The organism is Limihaloglobus sulfuriphilus, from assembly GCF_001999965.1.
Classification (GTDB): domain Bacteria; phylum Planctomycetota; class Phycisphaerae; order Sedimentisphaerales; family Sedimentisphaeraceae; genus Limihaloglobus; species Limihaloglobus sulfuriphilus.
In genome coordinates, this window is the sequence record NZ_CP019646.1 from 2,217,699 (window position 1) to 2,238,369 (window position 20,671).

Below are 20,671 nucleotides of genomic sequence, written 5' to 3' on the forward strand. Positions count from 1 at the left end.
GTCTGGATTAGTTGTAGAGACCTATTACTGTAAATACGAGCCTGAAGAGCACATCAATTCCACCAAGCAATAATGCCAGTATGACCACAACGGCCAAAACTACTATAGTAGAAGTAATTATTTGATCCTTACTGCTCCAGGTGACTTTTTTGAGCTCTGATTCAGCGGTGATGAGAAAATCAGCAACTTTAGGCCGATTCTGCAGCCAGTAGATACAAAACGTAATCACGGCAAGTATCGCGGCAGGTATTATAGTATATACCCAGGGGTTATTTGTAGTACCGGTCAGAATTTGATACATACGGTAGCAGCCGATAGCTGCAAGCGCAAAACATGCGATAGCTCCCCAGAGCCTGGTATAATATCCCTGTCCTTTTTTATATAAATAAAGCTGCATTTAACTCTCCAGAATTTATCAACTTATATCAGCCAGCATCTTCGGTTATCAAAATTAATATTACCAGGCCAGGAGGGATTTGAACCCCCAACCTGCGGTTTTGGAAACCGCTGCTCTGCCAATTGAGCTACTGGCCTAACTGTTAAACTCATAACTAAAAACTTTAACTAATAGTTTGGGAATCAAGCTGTTTCAATGGTTGTTATATAAACAACCATGAGCGAAGCGAATTCCTCCGTTATTAGTTTTCAGTTTTCGTTATTAGTTTAAATACTATTTCCTGCGGATCTTATGAACTGTGTGCTTGCGTTCTTTTCTACAGAACTTTTTCAGCTCTATTTTCGGAACTCCGCCCATAACATTTACTTCGGTACGGTAGTTGCGTTCTCCGCAATCTTTGCATTCAAGCCAGACATGTTCTCTTTTGGCAGCTTTTGCCATAGTTCCAACCTCTGTTATAAGTTAAACTTATGAGAAGAAAATATCGGGCCCTCAGCTACACCTCAGACCCGATATTATATTTCTGTATTATAAAATTAAGCGACAATCTCGGTTACAACACCGGCACCAACTGTGCGGCCGCCTTCACGAATAGCGAAGCGGAGACCATCTTCCATTGCTATAGGCTGAATAATCTCAACGGTCATAGCAATGTTGTCGCCGGGCATACACATTTCAACGGGTTTACCTTCACGGCTGGTAATCTCTTGTACAGCACCAGTTACGTCGGTTGTCCTGAAGTAGAACTGCGGACGGTAACCCGGGAAGAACGGTGAGTGACGTCCACCCTCTTCCTTTTTCAGTACGTAAACTTCACACTTGAACTTGGTGTGAGGTGTAATGGTACCCGGCTTAACGATAACCTGGCCGCGTACAAGATCTTTCTTTTCAATACCGCGAAGCAGCAGTCCAACGTTGTCGCCGGCCTGGCCTTCGTTAAGGGTCTTGTTGAACATTTCAACGCCGGTACAGGTAGTCTTGCGTGTTGGAGTGATACCAACGATTTCAACCTCATCGCCTGTGTGGATTATGCCGCGTTCAATACGGCCGGTACCTACAGTACCACGGCCTTTGATTGAGAACACGTCTTCAACCGGCATCAGGAATGTCTGGTCAACAGCACGTTCCGGTACAGGAATGTATTCATCAACTGCGTCCATGAGCTCATCGATGCTTTTACATTTCTCGTCGTCTTTGCCGTCTGATTCCATCGCCTGGAGAGCCGAGCCCTTGATAATCGGGATCTCATCTCCGGGGAATTCGTACTTGTCAAGCAGCTCACGGAGCTCCATTTCGACCAGTTCGATCAACTCAGGATCATCAACAAGGTCAACCTTGTTCATGTAAACTACGATACGAGGTACGTTTACCTGACGTGCGAGCAGGATGTGCTCACGTGTCTGGGGCATAGGACCATCGGTTGCTGCAACTACGAGAATAGCACCGTCCATCTGAGCGGCACCGGTAATCATGTTCTTTACATAGTCGGCGTGACCAGGACAGTCAACGTGTGCGTAGTGACGGGTCAGCGTCTCATACTCTACGTGAGCGGTGTTAATTGTGATACCGCGTTCTTTTTCTTCAGGGGCATTGTCAATTTCATCAAATTTTCTGATACCAGTGCCCTGTTTAACAGCCATACGCATAGTAATTGCGGCTGTCAATGTTGTTTTACCGTGGTCAACGTGACCAACAGTTCCAATGTTTACGTGTGGTTTAGTACGTTCAAATACTGCTTTAGCCATGTGTTATTAACCTCCATAATACCGGGTTAATTGTTAAACTCTAAATTTTATTACATTTACGACAATTATTATTTATACTTCCTCAGGAACTACGCATCCAATGCTGCCGGCGAGAATCGAACTCGCGACCCCATCCTTACCAAGGATGTACTCTACCGACTGAGCTACAGCAGCCCGGTAAGGACATAGAAATTACGCCTGTCCGTATAAATAGAACCGAAATTCTAACGCTCATACCATAAAAAGCAACCATAAAACCAAAAAAAATATTTTTTTTTAAGATTTAATCCAAATATGCCGGATAAATAGATTTATAAATAGACCGGCCTTTACAGGCAAAGAGCCGGATAAAAATATTAAAAGTCTCTAAAAATCGCCCAGTGTGCGGCTGAAAAATTGTACAGGTTGAAAAATATCCGGTTTAAGTCCATTCTAAACAAGACTTTAACCCGGAACACTTCCAATAGCCTATTCTCAATTAGAGCGGCTATCTATTAGTACCGGCTCAGCTTTGTTTGACCGTTTCGATCATCTCAATAATATTATCCACCGGTGTGCCGGCCTGGATGTTGTGACACGAGCAGCAAATGAAGCCTTTTTTACCGCCGCCAAGGGTGTTGAGACAGTCGAGAGTCTCCGCCCGAACCTTTGCCCTGTCACCGAACGGCAGGGCGTCCTGTGTGTCAACGCCGCCGTGGAATATAATACGGTCTCCGTATTTTTCCTTTAGCCCGGCCATCTCCATACCCGGGCATACGTGCTGAATCGGGTTGAGCACATCAATGCCGGTTTCTATCAGCCGCTCAATCAGCTGCTCGCAGGCGCCGTCGCTGTGGTAGAACACCCGTGCGCCGTAGCTGTGAATAAGTTTGCAGAATCTTTCCATACGCGGCTTTATAAAGTTATCCCACATCGAAAGAGACATCAAAAGCCCGTTCTGCGAGCCCATATCATCACTGACAAACACCATATCGGTATAATCCGCCGCCCTGTCGAGATATTTTTTGAGCATCTCGGTCTGGATGTGCTCAATACGGTCAAGAACGGCATTTACATAGTCGGGCATGAGTGCCAGATCCATCATCGCCTGCTCAAGACCCCTCATCTGGCAGTAAATCTCATAAAATGAAACCCACGGGCCGTTTGTAACATAATCCTGCGAGAATAATTTTACCCGTTCGACCATGTTGTCATACTTGAATTTCTCGGGATCCGGCCAGTAGGGATAATCTTCAAGAGATTCCACTGTTTCAAAGCCGGTAAGTCCGGGCTTGTCGATTTCGATATACTCTGAGCTGCCGGCATAAGCCCTGCGGGATGTGGTGCCCCAAAGCGTCCTGCCGCCGGTCTCGGGATACTCCGCCCCGAACCAGTGAATCTTGTCAATACCCATCTTTTGGTATAAATCAGGCTCGTTATCTGCCCCAAAATGAGCGTAAAGGCTTTCCAGAACTTCGGTTGTGTACCAGATATCTACAGGTATCCTGTCAACCGGCTCTCTGTTTAGAATTGCAAGTACCCTTTCTTTAGGATTCATAGCGATTTCGCTTTCTAAATAATTATGTTTCTGGTTTGTTATAAACAATTTACTACTTTAAAATAATTATAACATTAAAATCAACACAAACATTGCAAATATTGACTTTAAAGTCAGAATATATTATTCATGGAACAGGTAAACATTTACAACTTTGCGGATATAGCCCGCCATCTGGAAAACTGCGGTATCGCGGTACAATCCTTTCGCGGCCTGGCTAATTACAATGTCGCTCAGCACAGACACGACATACTGGAGATGCTGTTCATAAAACAGGGGCAGGCAAACCAACGGCTTGAGCAGAGCGAAACCATATTAAGCCGCGGCTGTCTGACTATCATTAACTACGGCCAGTCTCACAATTTATATATAGGCAGCGAGCAGGCGGATTTGATAAACATATATGTTGACTTCAGCAAGGCAAACTTCAACGGCATAGATGAGAACCTCAAAACCAAACTTCGCGAGATTCTGCCTCTGCATCCGGCATTCGGGCACAAACTCAACAAAGTAATACAGCTTCAGGTAGAACAGTCTGATGAGTTTATACATATACTCGAAGCTATTGAAAGCGAGCAAAACCTCCGCCGCGAGGGATATGAAACTATTATAAAGGCTTATTTCAGTATCGCGTTGTCTATAATCAGCCGCTCAGCTCAGAAATTCGGCACACTCAACCCTGATATACAGGACAGCTCATATTACAGAATGGAAAAGCTGTTCCAGTTTATAGACGAGAATCTTGACAAGCCGCTGGATCTGGGCCTGCTTGCCGGCCATATCGGCTTGAGCCGGCATTACCTTTGCAGGGAATTTAAACGCGCAACATCAAAAACACTAATGCGTTACATCACGCAGCGCCGTATAGAAAAGGCGATGTTTGAGCTGAGAAGCACGGACAAGAAAATCATAGATATCGCCCTCGATGCCGGCTTCAACGACTACTCTAACTTTACCCGCTGTTTCAGACAGACAGCCGGTTCTTCTCCGCGGCTTTACCGCAAGAAATTCCGGCCCGCCTGACTTAAATAGCGAATCCGGCAGGTTTTGACGGCTTCCACGAGAATGGGTCAACCAGAACTCGTCGGAGTCGAAGTAGGCAAAACCGGTTCAATAGGATAAAAGCTGAATCTAAGTATCATTCGGTTCCCGCAAATCTGGGACGTTAATAAAAAATTACAGCCCCGGCAGCGATTCCAATCTAAACATTGCCAGGGCTGATTAACATTGCCGACGGCAGATATTTGCCGCAAACATGTTTTGCATATCAGTTAAAAATTGTCTTTGTTGTCAGCTTTTTGAGATGGGCTTTTATCTGTGATTTTTTGTTCTTTTTCGCGACTTCAAGTTCTCTTCGCAACTCTTCAAGCTCTTCATTTATCATTTTTATCTGTATTTCACGCATTTGAATATGAAGATCAAAGAGTATATCAAGTTCATCCTCAAGCAATTCGCGAATCTCTTGCTGCTCTTGCTTATCTGCGAAAGAGTATTCCTCGGCAAGAAGCTCGGTATAAACATTCGAAATATGTATTTTCAACTCAAGATCAGCGGTTTCTTCTTCCTCTCTAATGTATTCAAATTCTTCTACGATTTCAGACAATCCAACCACAAGATCGAAATATTCATCCTTTACAAATTCACCCTCCTCATCTGCAAGTAAGTCATGTAAATCCGGATGAATTTCCTCGATGAGTTCTAAAGTCTCACAAACTATCTCTTCCAGCTCATAATCATCTTCTTCAAATTCTTCTTCATAATCAAAATCTTCATCAATTTCGTCTTCATCACAATCCTCGTGATCCTCATTTGACGCCAGAGAATTAGTTACTAACAAATCCCAGCTAACCGGGCAGGCAGCTGTTAAATTTCCTGGAAAAATTGTAAATACAAAAAGAGCGATCAAAATAAGCATTAAGTTCTTAGCCATTTTCTTTTTCCTTAAATAGAGGTTGATTTTGTAATTTATTTACTCTTTTACGCAGTCGTACCAGACTTTTATCTCTTTGGAAAAAATCTTCAGAGCTGCTATGAGCAAACGATTCTGTACCAAAGCATGCTTTTAACTTATCAATTCGTAATTGTATGTCTGAATCTTCATCGAATATTGTACCCCCCGAAATATCCTGCAAATCATCATTGCCGCTATAATTAATAACTATCGCCGGATGATTGTCAGCCCCGGTAATGCTCAACTGCTTAGAATTAGCGTCATGTCTCAAGTAACCATTATATATCAGATAAGAGGCCGCGAAAATCGCCAGTATGGCCGCTGCAATTGAACCGATATGACGAACCCGTTTAATTTTGTGAAACTGAGAATTAAGCAATATACCGGTGCTATCCATAAACCTGGCGTAATATTCAAGATTCTCCGGATCACTGGCAAGCAGATCATTTAAAGTCATCTGTTCTGAAACAGTCAATTCGCCATTTGATGCCTTGAGTATTAACTCAGTCAGATATTCTTCGCCGTTTGATAATTTCATCTTTTATCCTCCTCCAGCAAAAGATTTTGAACTTTATCAAAGAGTTTCTGATGAAGTCTCTTAAGATATTTATACATTGCAGCCGAAGTCGTGTTGAATCTGGCAGCTATTGCTGAAACCTTTAAGCCTTCTCTGTATCGCAGATCAAGCACGCTTCTCTGTTTATCGCTCAATTTCAAAAGACACCTGTCAAGCAACTCAGCTCTGCGATTTATAATATCATCATCTTGCGGCTCAAGTGCTTCTATCATCTCTACAACCTGCGTTGAAAATTTTATACGCTTATCATATTTCCTATTCTGGAGTTTCAAGACGTTATTGCGTGCGATAGATCTGCCCCAGGCAGCAAAATTACTCCCCCGTTGAAAATCATAAAACTTGCTCCACATAACAAGAACGGTTTCCTGCATCACATCATCGGCATCAACCCTGTTTGGTATCAATCGAAGAATATACGAATATATCTGCCTCTGGTTTGTCATCAGGAGTTTAAGAAACTCCTCGTTTAAGGTGTATTCACGGCGATTATTTATTTTGCCCTCATGCAATTTAAGCTAACCTTATTAGATAAAAAAATGCTTCTCTTTATAAGATAATACCCCAGAACCCTGGAATTAGACATTTTTTTTGAAAAGGCAGTAAAAAAAGCCGGCAAATTCGACGGCAGAGTCTATTCAGCAACTACCCTTACCGGGCGCTTACCCTCGAACTGAGGTTTGATTTTTTCGGCATCACCTGCGATAACAACTACCATCTGCTGCGGATTAAGGTATTCACCCGCCCATCTCAGGCAGTCATCTTTACCAGCGCCGAGCACATGACCGAGGTATGTATCCAGATAATCCTTGGGCAGCATTTGAGAATGTACCAGCCAGATATCGTCGGCTATCTGCTGCGGCGTTTCTCTGCCGCGGACAAACGCACCCTTAAAGTAGCTTTTTGAAAGGCTGATTTCATCGTCCTCGGGTTTACGCTGCTGTAAATCGTTTACAGTGTCGAATATCCTCTCGACAGCTTCGCCGGCCTTTTCGGTCTTGGTAAACGTGTTTATCTCAAAACGCCCTGCGTCTTTGTTTGCCAGGTTGAAACCCCATGCGCTGTAGGTAAGCCCGTTCTTCACGCGGAGTTCCTCATTGAGCCGGCTGTTGAACGCGCCGCCGTAATAGCTGCTGACCAGCTTGCTGCGGGCGTAGCTCCTGATATCATGCCGCGTTAGTCCCTGATGGCCGACGCGTATCTGGCATTGCTGTGTATCGGGTTTATCGACTATAATAACCTCACCGGCGCCGCTCATCTGCGGAGCGATCATTATCTTGGCAAGCTGCTCGTACTGAGCAAAATCTCCAAAATACTTCCCGGCAAGTTTCATAGCCTCTCCGGGTTTTATGTCGCCGACAAAGATAACCGCCGGATTCTGGAAACCTCTGCTGCGGTTTGCGTACCACCAGTCACGGACATCCTCGGCTGTCATATTTTCTACATCCTGCGGCGTACCGGTTACCGGAGACGAATACGGGAAATACTCGCCGTAAATGCACTTGCGGAACTGCCAGTCCGCCTTGTATTCGGGGCTTTGCGACTGTATCCTAAGGCTTGTAAGCAGTTTCTGTTTCTGTTTTTCAAATTCATCGCCGTCAAACAGCGGCTCTGAGATAACCTCCCGCATCAGCTCAAGTCCAAGCCCGAGTTTATCCCTGAGACAGTTCATGCTTACCGTAACCGTATCCTCTGCCGCAGCGCCGCCAAGGCTGATGGCGTTTGTCTCGAGTATTTCGCTAAGTTCTGACTCGCTGTGGGTTTTTGTGCCCTGTGTGAGCATCGCAGCCGCCATATTGGCTGTGCCGCCTGCGCCGCGGTTTACAATACCGTAGCGGACGGTAACAAACGGAACCTCATGATTCTGCACTACATAAACGGCAATACCGTTATCCAGCATTACAGGCTCGGCGGCAGTGAGTACTGCCTCGGGCATGGTATCGGCTATCGGAGGCTCTTTGGGCCAGTCTTCCGGACGGGCGGTGCCATCGCGCCCGGGCGGCGGGGTTACAAGCTCCGGCTCGCCGGCGTATTCAGCCGTCTCATCATCACTGCTGCCGGTCAGGTTTTGTTTGAGCTCGAACACATTCGCTGTATTTTCCGATAGATACTGATTCGCTACACGGATTATGTCTTCATTGGTAACAGAGCGTATTTCATCAAGGTACTCATTTACACGCTCGACATTGTCCTCAAGCAAAGCAGAGGAGGCAAGCATTTTTGCCTTGCTCTCTATGGTGAGATTCTGCATTACATAGCTCTTTTCCATCTGGTTTTTCGCCCGTGTCAGCTCGCTCTCTGTAACTCCGTTTGCCTTTATCTCATCGATCAGCCGCCAGATTTCCGCGGCGGCGGTTTCGTTGTCAACCTTTGGCCCGAACATAACGCCGGCCACAAAAACCCCGTCAAGCTCCAGGTTCCAGGCCGTGCTCATCGCCGCGACGGCGGTCTGGTTATCTGCCACAAGAGAGCGGTACATCCGGCTGCTCCTGCCGCCGCCCAATATGGTCGAAAGCAAATCCAGCGGGGTCATATCTTTGCTGGTCAGCGGCACTGTCCGCCATACAATCCCGAACATCGGTGCCGGGGCCTTCTCATCATCAATCACGAATTCACGCTTGCCGTTTTGCAGCGGCTCACGGTAATCCATCGGCTCAACTTCGGGGCAGCGTTTGATCCAGCCGAAATATTTTTCCGCCTTTTTCCGGACTTCTTCATGGCTGACTGCACCGGTGACTACAAGCACCGCGTTGTTTGGCACGTAGTATTTTTTCCAGAATTCACGCAGCTCAGAAACCTCTGTCGCACGCAGATGCGAGAGATTGCCGATCGGTGTCCAGCGGTAGCTCTGCTCATCGTATATCATATTCGCGGCTTTTTTGACGGTAGTGCCGTATGGCTCATTCTGCCTCATGCGAAGCTCTTCTTCTATCACCTTGCGTTCCGTTTCAAAGGCTTCCTGGTCAATCTTGAGAAACGCCATCCGCTCCGCCTCGAGATACATAACCATATCAAGCTGCTCGGTGGGAACAGTCTGATGATAAACGGTCTTGTCGAAGCTGGTATAGGCGTTGTTCGTGCCGCCGACCATGCGGATATAGTTATGGTGAGCCTCGGCGTCAAGTGTATCTGTACCCTTGAACATCATATGCTCAAACATATGGGCAAACCCGTTGCGGTCCTGGGATTCGTTCTTCGAGCCGACATGATACCAGAGCTGGACATGTGCTATCGGGCAGGAATAATCCTCCAGCGAGATAACCTGTAAGCCGTTATCAAGATAGCTGCTGCGGTAATCGTATGCCTTGCCGGATTTGGACGAAATGCCAAAACGGCCGCAGCCGCTTATAACAATAACCAGCAGCATTAAAACCGCCAAACGAGCCAAAATTTTATTCATATTCTGTTTTTCCTTGTTTAAAAAATGAGCCAATTCGTGAATAAACTATGAAACCGGAGTCTCCAGTTTTTTCGTTGAATCTGGTATAATAATTATAACATTAAAAACCACCATATCGTATGGCGGAAAACTAAGGAGTAAACCTTTTTACAGGAGACTCCAATGAAAAAGTATATCGAATTAGACATGGATAGCAAGAAAACAGTCGCATGTATTTTAAATGAATCAGCATAAGGAGAGTTATGCTGATATGAAATCAGACATAGATTCCCCGAGCCGTCTTCTGGTTAAACAGAAGAAAGACGGTTCTCAAGTCTTTGTTGTATATGTAATTAGCAGACAAGCCGGCCATTATTACAGCAGTCTGATTGATCTGGTAGAAGAGATCAAAGTAGTCAATCCTACAAAAACCACATGGGTTTATCGCACCACCAAGATATGCGGCATTTTATCCGTCTATCTGATTTTCAGCGTTGCCAGACTTATAGCCGCGAACGCCAGAGCTATCAGCCAGAAGCGCACTACAACCTGCTGCTCGGGCCAGCCTTTTTTGTGAAAGTGGTGGTGAATCGGCGCCACGAGGAATACCCTGCGGCCCTGGCCGTATTTTTTCTTTGTCCATTTAAAATAAGATACCTGTATGATAACACTTGCCATTTCCCAGACAAACACGCCGCCGGTAAGGATAAGCAGAATCTCGTTTCTGGTTACCATGGCACCATAACCGATAACCGCACCAAGCGGCAGTGAACCGGTATCCCCCATAAAAACCTTCGCGGGGTTACAGTTGAACCATAAGAACCCGAGCAGCGAGCCGATAATACCCGAATAAAGCACCGTAAGCTCACCTGATTGCGGGATATACGGCAACAGCAGATAGCTGGCCCAGGTAACATCGGTGAACCGCCCCATGGTCTCCGAACACACAAAACACAGCAGCGCAAGGACAACAGATACTATCGCGGTACAGCCGGAAGCCAGCCCGTCCATCCCGTCGGTGAGGTTTACCGCGTTGCTAAGAGCTGTGATATAAAGCACCCCAAACGGAATGAAAAAGATTGCCGGCATAATGATACCGGTTTTATAGAACGGGATCCAGAACATACGCCCGTCTGGTATATCGCGAAAATCAAAATACACGAACAAAGTTATCAGCAGAGCCCCGCCGACCTGAAACAGCAGCTTCTCCCAGGAGTAGAGCCCCTGCCTCTCGCCTTTTTTCGCGGCGTATTTGAGCTTTACCCAGTCATCCGCAGCACCGATAAGTCCGTACCATACAAGAACAAAAATAGACTTTATTACAAAGGCGTTGTTTAGTTTTGCCCACAGCAGAACCGCTGTGATGATGGAAATCAATATCAGCACCCCGCCCATCGTGGGCACATCTGTTTTGTCGTTTGTAAAGTCCTTTAGGTTGCTGTCGGGCACATCGCCGAGCTTGGCCCTGATAAGAAGCCGTATGACCTTTGGCCCCAGTGTTATTGACAATACAAGACTGGTAAGCGCCGCCATGACGCTCCTGAAAGCTATATCTTCGAACGCGTAAAATCCTATCGCGTTCCAGAATCCTTTTTGCCATTCAAGCAGATGGTATATCATTTTTCATCTCCGCGGTAATGGATGAATTTAAAAATCATCAAATCTTTGTCTTTAGTTTCAATTTTTCAAGTTTCTCAACCGCCGCTTCAAGGCGCATTGACCGTGACCCCTTCACCAGAACCGCATCGCCGCGGCATATATACTCCTCGAGCCGGCTGCAGAGCTGTTCTGTGCTCTCGAACGAATACGCATTGAGCTTATTTGACATCTCACGAGCCGCATTGACTGTAACGTCCGCCAAAGGCCCTGCCGCCAGAAGCAGATCAATACCGGCATCTGCCGCCGCGGCTCCAAGTTTTCTGTGCAGGCGCTGCGTTTCACTGCCAAGCTCACCCATATAGCCGGCAACAAAAACCAGTCTGCCGCTGCTCTCCTTCAGCAATCCCAGATAATCAATCGCGTTCTGCATGGAAGCGGGATTCGCATTATAACAGTCCGCTATTATCGTTATATCCGGAGTCTCGATTATATTCATTCGCATATTCTCAGCCCTTACGTTTTGCATAAAACCGGCAAAATCAGCCGCTTCCATGCCCAGAGATGAGCAGACCGCCCACGCCGCCAGGGCGTTTTCGAGATTTCCCCTGCCGGCAAGCGGAACACATACCCGCGTATTGCCGATAACAAACGAACCCGATTCTATGCCCGCCAATGGATCACTGCCGGCAAAATCGTAATCGCCGCCGAAACCAAAAGCCGCCGTTGGAACGGCAAGTCTCGAAGCCGCCTCAGTTAAGACCGGCATAGCTGCGTTAATTATCAGCAGTGAATCACTGCCCGAGAGCCCCAAAGCGATAGACGCCTTTTCCGCGGCGATCGCCTCGATAGAGCCGAAACCCTCAAGATGCGCCTCGGTTACCGCGGTTACAAGAGCAATATTCGGTCGGGCAATTCGCGTGAGATATTCGATTTCACCCGGGTGATTTGTCCCCATCTCAACAATCAGCATCTCGCAGTCCCGCGGCGTTTCAAGTATCGTAAGCGGCAGGCCGATATGGTTGTTGAAACTTTTTTTTGCGCGGTGCGTCCGGTATTTCTGCGAGAGGATATCGCCGAGCATGTTACGAGTGGAAGTCTTGCCTACAGAGCCGGTTATGCCGATAACTTTTGCCTTGAGCCTGCCGCGGTAATCGCCGGCAAGGAGTCCAAGAGCCGCTATACTGTCACTGACCTGAACAACCGAAGCGCCGGCAGGTATTTTCGCCGGAACACGCGACGCGACGGCACATCGCCCGCCGCCAGTAATGACCGATTCGGCAAAATCATTGCCGTCAAAGTTTTCGCCCTTTATTGCCCAGAAACAATCGCCCTCATGAACCGCTCTTGAGTCGGTTGAAACCCCGCTGACAGGAGCAGATGCCTCGCCGTACAGTATTCCGCCTGTAATCGCGGCTATCTCACCTGCTGTATATCTCACAATTCCTCCAGAAACTGACGGGCGGTTTCCCGATCATCAAAATGGATTGTATCATCGCCGATAACCTGGTAGGTTTCGTGACCTTTACCGGCGATCAGAATTATATCACCCGCCAAAGCTGTTTGAACTGCCGTCTTTATCGCGGTTTTCCTGTCCGGCTCTATAAGGGCATTTTCTGATTTTGTGCCGAGCCCCGGTTTGATATCTTCGATGATAGCAAGCGGGTCTTCACTTCTGGGGTTATCACTGGTTACGATTACAACATCGGCGTATTCCGCGGCGGCAGCAGCCATTCGCGGACGCTTTGACCTGTCGCGGTCGCCGCCGCAGCCGAAAACTACGATCAGCCGATTATGCGGCAGGCGTTTAAGCGAAACCAGCACATTTTTCAGAGCGTCGTCTGTGTGGGCATAATCAACCAGCACGGTAAAATCCTGCCCGGCATCTACACGTTCAAGCCTGCCCGGAACGATGCTTATCGTTTGAAGGCCCGCGGCGATTTGCGCCGGCGAAAGCCCCGCACCAAGGCACAGACCCGCCGCGGCAAGCTGATTGCTCACATTGTGCCTGCCTGTGAGAGGCGTATCTATTGGAAAACTCTCTCCGCAGATAGATATTGTATATGATGTCCTGTCGGGCAAAAGCTGAATATTCTCCGCGAGAATGGATTCATAAGATTCGGCGAGTAAATCACCTGCAGTTGAATACTGAATAATCTTCGCCGGCGTGCGCCGGGCTATGTATTTGGATTCTGCTGATTCGGCGTTGAGCACCGCCGCGGCACCGCCGGAGAGGTTTTCAAAAAGCCGTGACTTGGCGGCGAGGTAATTCTTCATGGTCTTGTGGTAGTCGAGATGGTCACCGGTGAGATTTGTAAACGCCGCCGCCGCGAAATCTATGCCGGCGATGCGGTTTTGAGAAATCGCGTGGCTGCTCGATTCGCTGACCACCGCTTTTGCACCGTTTTTAACCATTTCTGCCATAAGCCTGGCGATAGTAAGCTGGTCGGGCGTGGTCATCGTAGAAGCGGACGGCCCCTTGGCCGAACAGTCATCACAGCAGACGGTACTTATCATGCCGCACTTAACGCCGGCATGATTCATCACCGCCCGAACGATATAAGCCGTGGTGGTCTTGCCGTTTGTGCCGGTAACCGTCAGGCAGGTGAGCTTTTCGGCGGGGTTGCCGTACGCGGCCTGCGCCATCCGGCCAAGTGCGATGGAAGTATCGTCAACCTTGACGGGGCTGCATGATTTTGCCGCCAGCAGCTGCTCTTGAGACTCGGTAAGGGCTTCACTGTGGACGACATATTCAGCGCCGGCAGAAACCGCCTGCTCTATGAACCTGTGCCCGTCGAACTGTGTCCCTGGTATCGCGACAAAAATACTGCCTGGGGAGATATTTCGTGAGTCCGCAGTCACCTCCGGTGAGATTTCCCGCAAAAGCAACTCTAAAATGTCTTCATATTTCATCAAGTCTATCCGCTAAAAGTGACCCTGCATAACTGAAAAACGGATTACCGCTCAAAGATGCTCCATTAAATTGAATAACCGCAACATAGATACTATATTAAGATACACAGATACTTTTTCAACTCTATATTGAAAAATACCAGAATAATTATCCGCCGGCGCAAAACATTTTTGGAGTGTCTTTACGCCCGGGTAGAACCGCAACTCTTAACTCTATTCTCTACATGAAGTTGAGATACGTACGCAATACGTCTGTACGAATTTTGCGGCCGTTTTTTCAAAAATACTTGTTTTTGTATGTAGAAACACTATAATACTTTCAGTCTGATTACAGAGAACGCTAACACGTGTATATACAGGAGCTACCCTATGGACAGAAAGATTTTACTATCAGAATCAGATATCCCGAAACAATGGTACAACCTCGCGGCAGACCTGCCCAGCCCTTTGCAGCCGCCGCTGGGCCCGGACGGCAAACCCATAACACCGGATATGCTTACGCCTGTTTTCCCCGAAAACCTTATCGAACAGGAAGTAAGCACCCAGAGATGGATCGACATACCAGAGGAAATTCTCGATATTCTCTACCGCTGGCGGCCAGCTCCGCTTCGGCGTGCGGTTTATCTGGAAAGATATCTCGATACGCCGGCGAAGATATACTATAAGGACGAGAGCACCTCGCCGCCCGGCAGCCATAAACCAAATACCGCCGTGGCGCAGGCCTGGTACAACAAACAGTTCGGCATCGAAAAAATCACAACCGAAACAGGCGCCGGCCAATGGGGCTCGGCCCTGGCGTTTGCGTGCAAAATTATCGGCCTGGAATGCAAGGTCTTCATGGTGCGCATCAGCTTTGACCAGAAGCCCTTCCGCAAGTTTATGATGTCGGTCTGGGACGCTAACTGCATCGCCAGCCCGAGCAGCGAAACAGAATTCGGCAAGAAAATACTCGCCGAGATGCCCGACACCCCCGGCTCGCTGGGAATCGCCATCTCAGAGGCCGTTGAATCGGCGGTCAAGGACACAACAGGAAAAACACGTTACTCGCTGGGCAGTGTACTCAATCATGTCATGCTGCACCAGACAATTATCGGCCTGGAAGCGAAAAAACAGCTCAAGATGGTCGGCGTTGACAAGCCGGACATTGTTATCGGATGCGCCGGCGGCGGAAGTAATTTTGCCGGCTGTGCTTTTCCCTTTGTGCATGACAAAATAAATGGTGCCGACATTGACATCATACCGGTGGAACCCTCTGCCTGCCCGACACTTACAAAAGCTGATTTCGTGTATGACTATGGCGACACAGCCTGTATGACGCCGCTTCTGGCGATGTACTCGCTGGGACACGCCTTTGTGCCGCCGCCGTTCCATGCCGGCGGGCTGCGTTATCACGGAATGGCGCCGCTCGTGAGCCAGGCAACCGTTGAGGGGCTTCTGGCCCCCCGCTCATACCACCAGATAAAATGCTACGAAGCGGCTCTGACATGGGCAAAGACAGAAGGTTTCATCTGCGCACCAGAGACCAGTCACGCCATCGCGGCAGTGATTGATGAGGCACTCAAAGCAAAAGAAGAGGGCAAAGAAAAGAATATCCTCTTCTGCTACTCCGGACACGGGCTTATGGACCTTACCGGATATGACGCGTACCTCTCCGGCAAGCTCACAGACTACGAGCTCCCCGATGAGGAGATGGACAAATATTCCGAGTGTCTAAAAGACCTGCCCAAACCGCCGAAAAACAAATCCGGCAAGTGGTAAACCAATAAAAACACACCAGGGGCGGCCAAAACCGCCCCTTTTTTTAAGTTTGCGACAACATTGTAGAGCCGCATTAAATGCGGCTCTCTGCTGTTAAACGATTTGGCTTTATAACCTTGAGAGACGTATGCAATACGTCTCTACACGAAGGGGTTAAACCTATTCAAAATATAAAGTTGAGAGACGCATGCAATGCGTCTCTACGGTTGAGCAGTTTGCCGCCGCACCTCGAAGAAAATGCTGCACGCCAATTTTTCTAATTTCCGAGTGTGAACAATCCTTTGTTGACAAACATACTATAATATACTATATTCAAGAAGTTAAGACCTTATATTTATTTTGGAGTAAATGATGAATAAACGAATTACTGAAATTCTCGGCAAAGACAGCGAAGCTCTGTTGAGTCATACCTGCAAAACCATTTCCAAAGACCAGATTCACTGCCCGGGTCCGGATTTTATTGACCGTGTGGTTTCAGTCTCCGACCGCGGCCCTCGCGTTCTTCGCAACATGCAGAGCGTTTTTGATCACGGCAGGCTCGGCGGTACGGGGTATCTCTCTATCCTGCCTGTTGACCAGGGGATAGAGCACAGCGGCGGCGCTTCGTTTGCCCCAAATCCGATATATTTTGACCCTGAAAACATCGTCAAACTTGCCATCGAGGCAGGCTGCAACGCAGTTGCCTCTACGCTTGGCGTTCTGGGTGCGGTTTCCCGCAAGTATGCGCATAAGATACCGTTTATAGTGAAGATAAACCACAATGAGCTGCTCAGCTATCCGAACTCATACGACCAGCGGCTCTTCGCAAGTGTCGAACAGGCCTTTGAGCTTGGTGCCGCGGCGGTAGGTGCTACGATATACTTCGGTTCGCTCGAATCCCGGCGGCAGATAGAAGAAATATCACAGGCATTTGAAACGGCGCACAGCCTTGGAATGTTTACCGTGCTGTGGTGTTATCTGCGGAACAGCGAGTTCAAAACCGGCGGCACTGATTATCACGCCTCCGCCGACCTCACCGGCCAGGCAAACCACCTCGGCGTAACAATAGAAGCGGATATGATCAAGCAGAAACAGCCGGTAAACAACGGCGGCTACAACGCCGTCAAGTTCGGCAAGACTCACAAAGACGTTTATGACAAACTCACTACCGACAATCCGATAGACCTGACGCGATACCAGGTCGCCAACTGCTATATGGGACGTTCAGGGCTGATCAATTCCGGCGGAGCCTCCGGCAAAAATGACATGCATCAGGCCGTCCTCAGCGCTGTTATTAACAAACGTGCCGGCGGAATGGGGCTTATCAGCGGGCGAAAGACGTTCCAGAAGCCGATGAAAGAAGGCGTTGAGATTTTTAATGCTATACAGGATGTTTTTCTTGATGATGATATTACAATAGCCTGATCGCCGAGAGGTGATACCGGCATTCAACTATGACAGGGGCCTATAGACAAAGAAAAGAAACTGATATATGGTAAGTGAATTTTTTAACCTCAACCCGTTTGAGAGCCCATTTTTGTTAATGATCGCAGCCTTGGTTGCGATAGTTGTTGTACACTTTATCAAAGACAGCCTCAAAGGCCCTGCCGCCGTACTGGTGTTTATTATGCCGTTTATTATTCTTGCCCTCTCAGTCGGGCTTGACCGGTTTGTACTCACCGACAACGAAGCCATAACAAGCATTATATATAATATAAGAAGCTGCTTTATCGAGCAGAGAACCGATGATATCGCCAGATATGTTTCTGATGATTTTTCCGCCAGGGGCAGCCGCTCAAAACAGCATCTCATGGAAGATATCGCCTATGCATCCAAAAAAGTCGAAGCGGAAAAGATCAGTATAAACCATGTAGATAACACCATCAATGAGCCCGAAGCGGAGATTAAAGCTAATGTTACAATCCACGCTAACGGCAGTTTCGAGGGTATCGATTTCGCGGGCATAATGATCGTTGATTGCGAGGCGAAGATGCGTAAAACCAACGGCCGCTGGCTTATTACCAGCGCAAGCGTAACAAAAATAAACAATTCACCAGTGAGTTTTTAAAGACTGTTTTTCAAACGCATAATACGTTGATAACTCTCTTCAATACGCCCCTTGGAAATTTCCCCGTTTAATACCATCTCGGTTATAATCGCGATTGTCTTTTCTGCGATATCCGGTTCGTAGTGCAGATTGTTGCCAAAGAGCAAAATATCCGCGCCGGCGTTTATTGAGAGCCTGACTGCCCGGCTCAGGCTGTACTCCTGCACAATCGCCCCCATCTGCATATCATCGGTCACAATCACTCCGTCCCAGCCAAGCTCGCCGCGGAGAATGTCGGTTAGAAACTTCTCGGAAAGCGTCGCGGGATATTTCGGGTCAATATTGGTATTCACCAGATGCGCGGTCATAACCATATCCGCGGCGGCGGATTCTATCATACTCCTGAAAGGTACAAGCTCCGACTGCGTCCAGGTGTCTGTGATATCGGTTAGCCCCTTATGCGAATCGTTGTAAGCCGAGCCGTGGCCGGGGAAATGCTTGACGCACGAGAGCACACCGCCGCGGCCAAGGCCTTCGGCGAAAGCCCGCCCGTGCAGAGCGACTTTTTCCGGATCTGCCGAGAAACTCCGCCCGCGAGAACCGATCGCCGGATTATCCGGATTTACGTTTACATCTATACAAGGGGCAAAGTTGACGTTGACCCCCATCTCTGCCAGCGTGGAGGCGATATCATAGCCGGATTTTTCTGTGAACGCCGGATCGTCTCTCTCGCCGAGCTGCTCCGCTGAATATGTGGGTGAAAATCCGTACTTTTCCTTAAGCCGGTTTACCGTGCCGCCCTCCTGATCGATGGCGATCAGCAGAGGCGTTGATGCAGCGGATTGCAGACGGCTGACAAGCCCTTTGAGCTGTGGGGGGCTTTTTATATTGCGGTCGGGTTTGCCAAGCTCAACATCATAATCGAACAGGATAACGCCGCCGATATTCCGCCGCCGGATATCCTCAAGTATTGATGCATCGCCGGCAAGCTCTGTGCCGCGAAAACCTACCATCAGCATCTGTCCGATTTTCTCTTCCATATTCGGCGCAGAACGGCTTCTGTGCCTGCCGGAGCATCCGGCAAAAACCAGGCTTATTATTATGGCCGCTGCGATAAATATTCTGTGCATTTTATTTTCGCTGAAAACCTGAGGCAGTCTTAATCTAACGGCCGGTAATTAACATCCATTGCGTCGAGACGTTTGAGATGAGCTTCCAGTCGCTTGAGGAAACCCTCATAATCCTTTTTACCCGCATCTGTCCAGACAACCTCCGCCAAAGCACACGCCCTTGGAAACGCCATGTACTCAGCCTGCTTGGGATTGGGGATGTATTCTGTCCATACCTGGCCCTGAGCGCCGAGAATGTGTTTTTCTTTACCCGGGTCAATCTCATCGGGAACCGGCTCAAACGAATACACCTTTTCCAGCGGCAGATATGAGCCGTTTGCCAGGGGCTCCTGGTCCTGCTTATCTTTGTCAACCGGATAATAATCAAAGTATGTGTAATTGTTAGCCGCCATAACGACATCGTGACCGGCGTCCGCCGCGTCGATACCGCCCTTGGTACCTCGCCATGACATGACTGTTGCTCCGGGTGCGATTCCGCCTTCGAGTATCTCGTCCCAGCCGATAAGCCGTCTGCCGTTTTGGCTGAGATATCTTTCCATGCGTTTTATAAACCAGCTTTGCAGCTCGTGTTCATCTGCCAGGCCCTCGTCCTTGATTCTTTTCTGGCAGTCCGGGCATTCTTCCCAGCGGTCTTTGGGGCATTCGTCGCCGCCGATATGGATAAACTCGCTGGGAAAGAGCTCCATAACCTCATCGAGAACATCGGTCAGGAATTTAAATGTAACCTCTTTGCCGGCGCAGTACACGTCTGGAAATACTCCCCAGGATTTCTGCACTTCGAACGGCCCGCCCGTGCAGCTAAGCTCTGGATACGCCGCCAATGCCGCCAGGCTGTGACCGGGCATCTCAATCTCGGGAACCACTGTGATAAACCGTGCCTTCGCGTAGGCGACAACCTCGCGGACATCATCCTTGCTGTAGAAGCCGCCGTGTGGTTTACCGTCGAACTTGTGCGGCTTATTGCGAACATGCCCGATAAGCGTCTCGTCACGCCAGGCGGATATCTCGGTGAGTCTGGGGTATTTCTCTATCTCAATACGCCAGCCCTGATCCTCGGTAAGATGCCAGTGAAAACGGTTCATCTTGTGCATTGCTATCAGGTCAATATATTTTTTCACAAAATCTACCGGCATAAAGTAACGTCCCGCATCCAGGTGCATACCCCGCCATTGGAAACGCGGCTTATCCTCGACAACACAGCAGGGAACCTCCCACTCGTTACTGCCGGCCGGTGCCTCGCGGTAAACGGCCGCCGGCAGCAGCTGGCGAAGCGTCTGCATTCCGTAGAAAACACCGGCATCAGCCGCCGATTCTATCAGAATCTTGTTTTTATCGACAGTCAGCCGGTAGCCCTCTTCGCCGAGCGATGCGAGTTTGTCATTGAGCTCAAGCTGTATGACATTTTCATTGCCGCGGGCGTTTGGCACTGCGTCGATATTAAAACCAACCGGCCCGCTGAGATAATCCGACAGCAGCTCGCCAAGCGGCGACAGCGGCCCCTTAGCCGCGATAACAGTTTTATCTGTTATTTTGAATACGCCTTCGTTTTCTGTTATTTTAACCGGCTCAGGTATTATAGAAACCTGTGCCTGAGCGATAGATAAGCTCATGATAGCTCCCAGTAAAATTAAATGCTTCATTATAAACCTCGACTTTAAGGTAAAG

At 48.4% G+C, this 20,671-nt stretch carries 17 protein-coding genes and 2 tRNA genes; 4 read left to right on the forward strand and 15 right to left on the reverse strand.

Translation table 11 applies throughout. The features are described from left to right. Positions 1-7: 7 nt before the first annotated feature. The 6 genes from secE to SMSP2_RS08455 form a co-directional block, all read right to left on the reverse strand. A complete protein-coding gene (gene secE, locus SMSP2_RS08430; protein WP_222566308.1) occupies positions 8-397 on the reverse strand; it encodes a preprotein translocase subunit SecE in 390 nt (129 codons plus the stop codon). A 64-nt stretch (positions 398-461) separates the two neighbouring features. Further along, positions 462-534 (reverse strand) — tRNA-Trp (locus tag SMSP2_RS08435). 136 nt (positions 535-670) lie between these two features. After that, entirely contained in the window at positions 671-838 is a 168-nt protein-coding gene (gene rpmG, locus SMSP2_RS08440; protein WP_146683526.1) for a 50S ribosomal protein L33, read from the reverse strand. A 95-nt stretch (positions 839-933) separates the two neighbouring features. Continuing rightward, positions 934-2,142, reverse strand: coding sequence for an elongation factor Tu (tuf, locus tag SMSP2_RS08445; protein ID WP_146683527.1), 1,209 nt, complete (start codon positions 2,140-2,142; stop codon positions 934-936). A gap of 101 nt (positions 2,143-2,243) precedes the next feature. Next, a tRNA-Thr gene (locus SMSP2_RS08450) sits at positions 2,244-2,316 on the reverse strand. Between the two features lie 331 nt (positions 2,317-2,647). After that, positions 2,648-3,679: a uroporphyrinogen decarboxylase family protein gene (locus SMSP2_RS08455; RefSeq protein ID WP_146683528.1), complete on the reverse strand. Its 1,032-nt coding sequence runs from the start codon at positions 3,677-3,679 to the stop codon at positions 2,648-2,650. Between the two features lie 129 nt (positions 3,680-3,808). Here SMSP2_RS08455 and SMSP2_RS08460 point away from each other — a divergent pair, with 129 nt between their 5' ends. Continuing rightward, entirely contained in the window at positions 3,809-4,702 is an 894-nt protein-coding gene (locus SMSP2_RS08460) for an AraC family transcriptional regulator (protein ID WP_146683529.1), read from the forward strand. A gap of 244 nt (positions 4,703-4,946) precedes the next feature. On the opposite strand, the gene SMSP2_RS08465 is transcribed toward SMSP2_RS08460, so the two are convergent. The 7 genes from SMSP2_RS08465 to SMSP2_RS08495 all read right to left on the reverse strand — a co-directional run bounded on the left by SMSP2_RS08465 (position 4,947) and on the right by SMSP2_RS08495 (position 14,092). Beyond that, positions 4,947-5,609 (reverse strand): hypothetical protein, encoded by a 663-nt coding sequence (locus tag SMSP2_RS08465; protein ID WP_146683530.1) that lies wholly within the window; start codon positions 5,607-5,609, stop codon positions 4,947-4,949. Then, positions 5,602-6,168: a hypothetical protein gene (locus SMSP2_RS08470; protein WP_146683531.1), complete on the reverse strand. Its 567-nt coding sequence runs from the start codon at positions 6,166-6,168 to the stop codon at positions 5,602-5,604. Before SMSP2_RS08470 ends, SMSP2_RS08465 begins: the two co-directional genes overlap by 8 nt. Further along, positions 6,165-6,716 (reverse strand): sigma-70 family RNA polymerase sigma factor, encoded by a 552-nt coding sequence (locus SMSP2_RS08475; protein ID WP_146683532.1) that lies wholly within the window; start codon positions 6,714-6,716, stop codon positions 6,165-6,167. Before SMSP2_RS08475 ends, SMSP2_RS08470 begins: the two co-directional genes overlap by 4 nt. A gap of 122 nt (positions 6,717-6,838) precedes the next feature. Further along, entirely contained in the window at positions 6,839-9,604 is a 2,766-nt protein-coding gene (locus tag SMSP2_RS08480) for a M16 family metallopeptidase (RefSeq protein ID WP_146683533.1), read from the reverse strand. Positions 9,605-10,060: 456 nt separating this feature from the next. Next, positions 10,061-11,203, reverse strand: coding sequence for a phospho-N-acetylmuramoyl-pentapeptide-transferase (mraY, locus tag SMSP2_RS08485; protein ID WP_146683534.1), 1,143 nt, complete (start codon positions 11,201-11,203; stop codon positions 10,061-10,063). A 37-nt stretch (positions 11,204-11,240) separates the two neighbouring features. Then, a complete protein-coding gene (locus tag SMSP2_RS08490) occupies positions 11,241-12,620 on the reverse strand; it encodes a UDP-N-acetylmuramoyl-tripeptide--D-alanyl-D-alanine ligase (RefSeq protein ID WP_186804648.1) in 1,380 nt (459 codons plus the stop codon). Then, positions 12,617-14,092: a UDP-N-acetylmuramoyl-L-alanyl-D-glutamate--2,6-diaminopimelate ligase gene (locus SMSP2_RS08495; protein WP_146683536.1), complete on the reverse strand. Its 1,476-nt coding sequence runs from the start codon at positions 14,090-14,092 to the stop codon at positions 12,617-12,619. The genes SMSP2_RS08490 and SMSP2_RS08495 overlap by 4 nt, the downstream gene beginning before the upstream one ends. A gap of 369 nt (positions 14,093-14,461) precedes the next feature. Between SMSP2_RS08495 and SMSP2_RS08500 the strand changes: the two genes are divergently transcribed. The 3 genes from SMSP2_RS08500 to SMSP2_RS08510 all read left to right on the forward strand — a co-directional run bounded on the left by SMSP2_RS08500 (position 14,462) and on the right by SMSP2_RS08510 (position 17,897). Then, on the forward strand, positions 14,462-15,850 hold the full coding sequence (locus SMSP2_RS08500) for a TrpB-like pyridoxal phosphate-dependent enzyme (protein ID WP_146683537.1): 1,389 nt from the start codon (positions 14,462-14,464) through the stop codon (positions 15,848-15,850). A gap of 348 nt (positions 15,851-16,198) precedes the next feature. Further along, positions 16,199-17,254 carry a class I fructose-bisphosphate aldolase gene (locus SMSP2_RS08505; RefSeq protein WP_146683538.1) on the forward strand — a complete coding sequence of 352 codons (1,056 nt, stop codon included), beginning with the start codon at positions 16,199-16,201 and terminating at the stop codon, positions 17,252-17,254. Between the two features lie 67 nt (positions 17,255-17,321). Then, positions 17,322-17,897 carry a hypothetical protein gene (locus SMSP2_RS08510; RefSeq protein ID WP_146683539.1) on the forward strand — a complete coding sequence of 192 codons (576 nt, stop codon included), beginning with the start codon at positions 17,322-17,324 and terminating at the stop codon, positions 17,895-17,897. Here the strand turns inward: SMSP2_RS08510 and SMSP2_RS08515 are convergent. Further along, positions 17,894-19,006 carry a glycoside hydrolase family 3 protein gene (locus SMSP2_RS08515; protein ID WP_222566309.1) on the reverse strand — a complete coding sequence of 371 codons (1,113 nt, stop codon included), beginning with the start codon at positions 19,004-19,006 and terminating at the stop codon, positions 17,894-17,896. The genes SMSP2_RS08510 and SMSP2_RS08515 overlap by 4 nt on opposite strands. A 29-nt stretch (positions 19,007-19,035) precedes the next feature. After that, positions 19,036-20,646: a beta-N-acetylhexosaminidase gene (locus SMSP2_RS08520; protein WP_146683540.1), complete on the reverse strand. Its 1,611-nt coding sequence runs from the start codon at positions 20,644-20,646 to the stop codon at positions 19,036-19,038. Positions 20,647-20,671 lie beyond the last annotated feature (25 nt).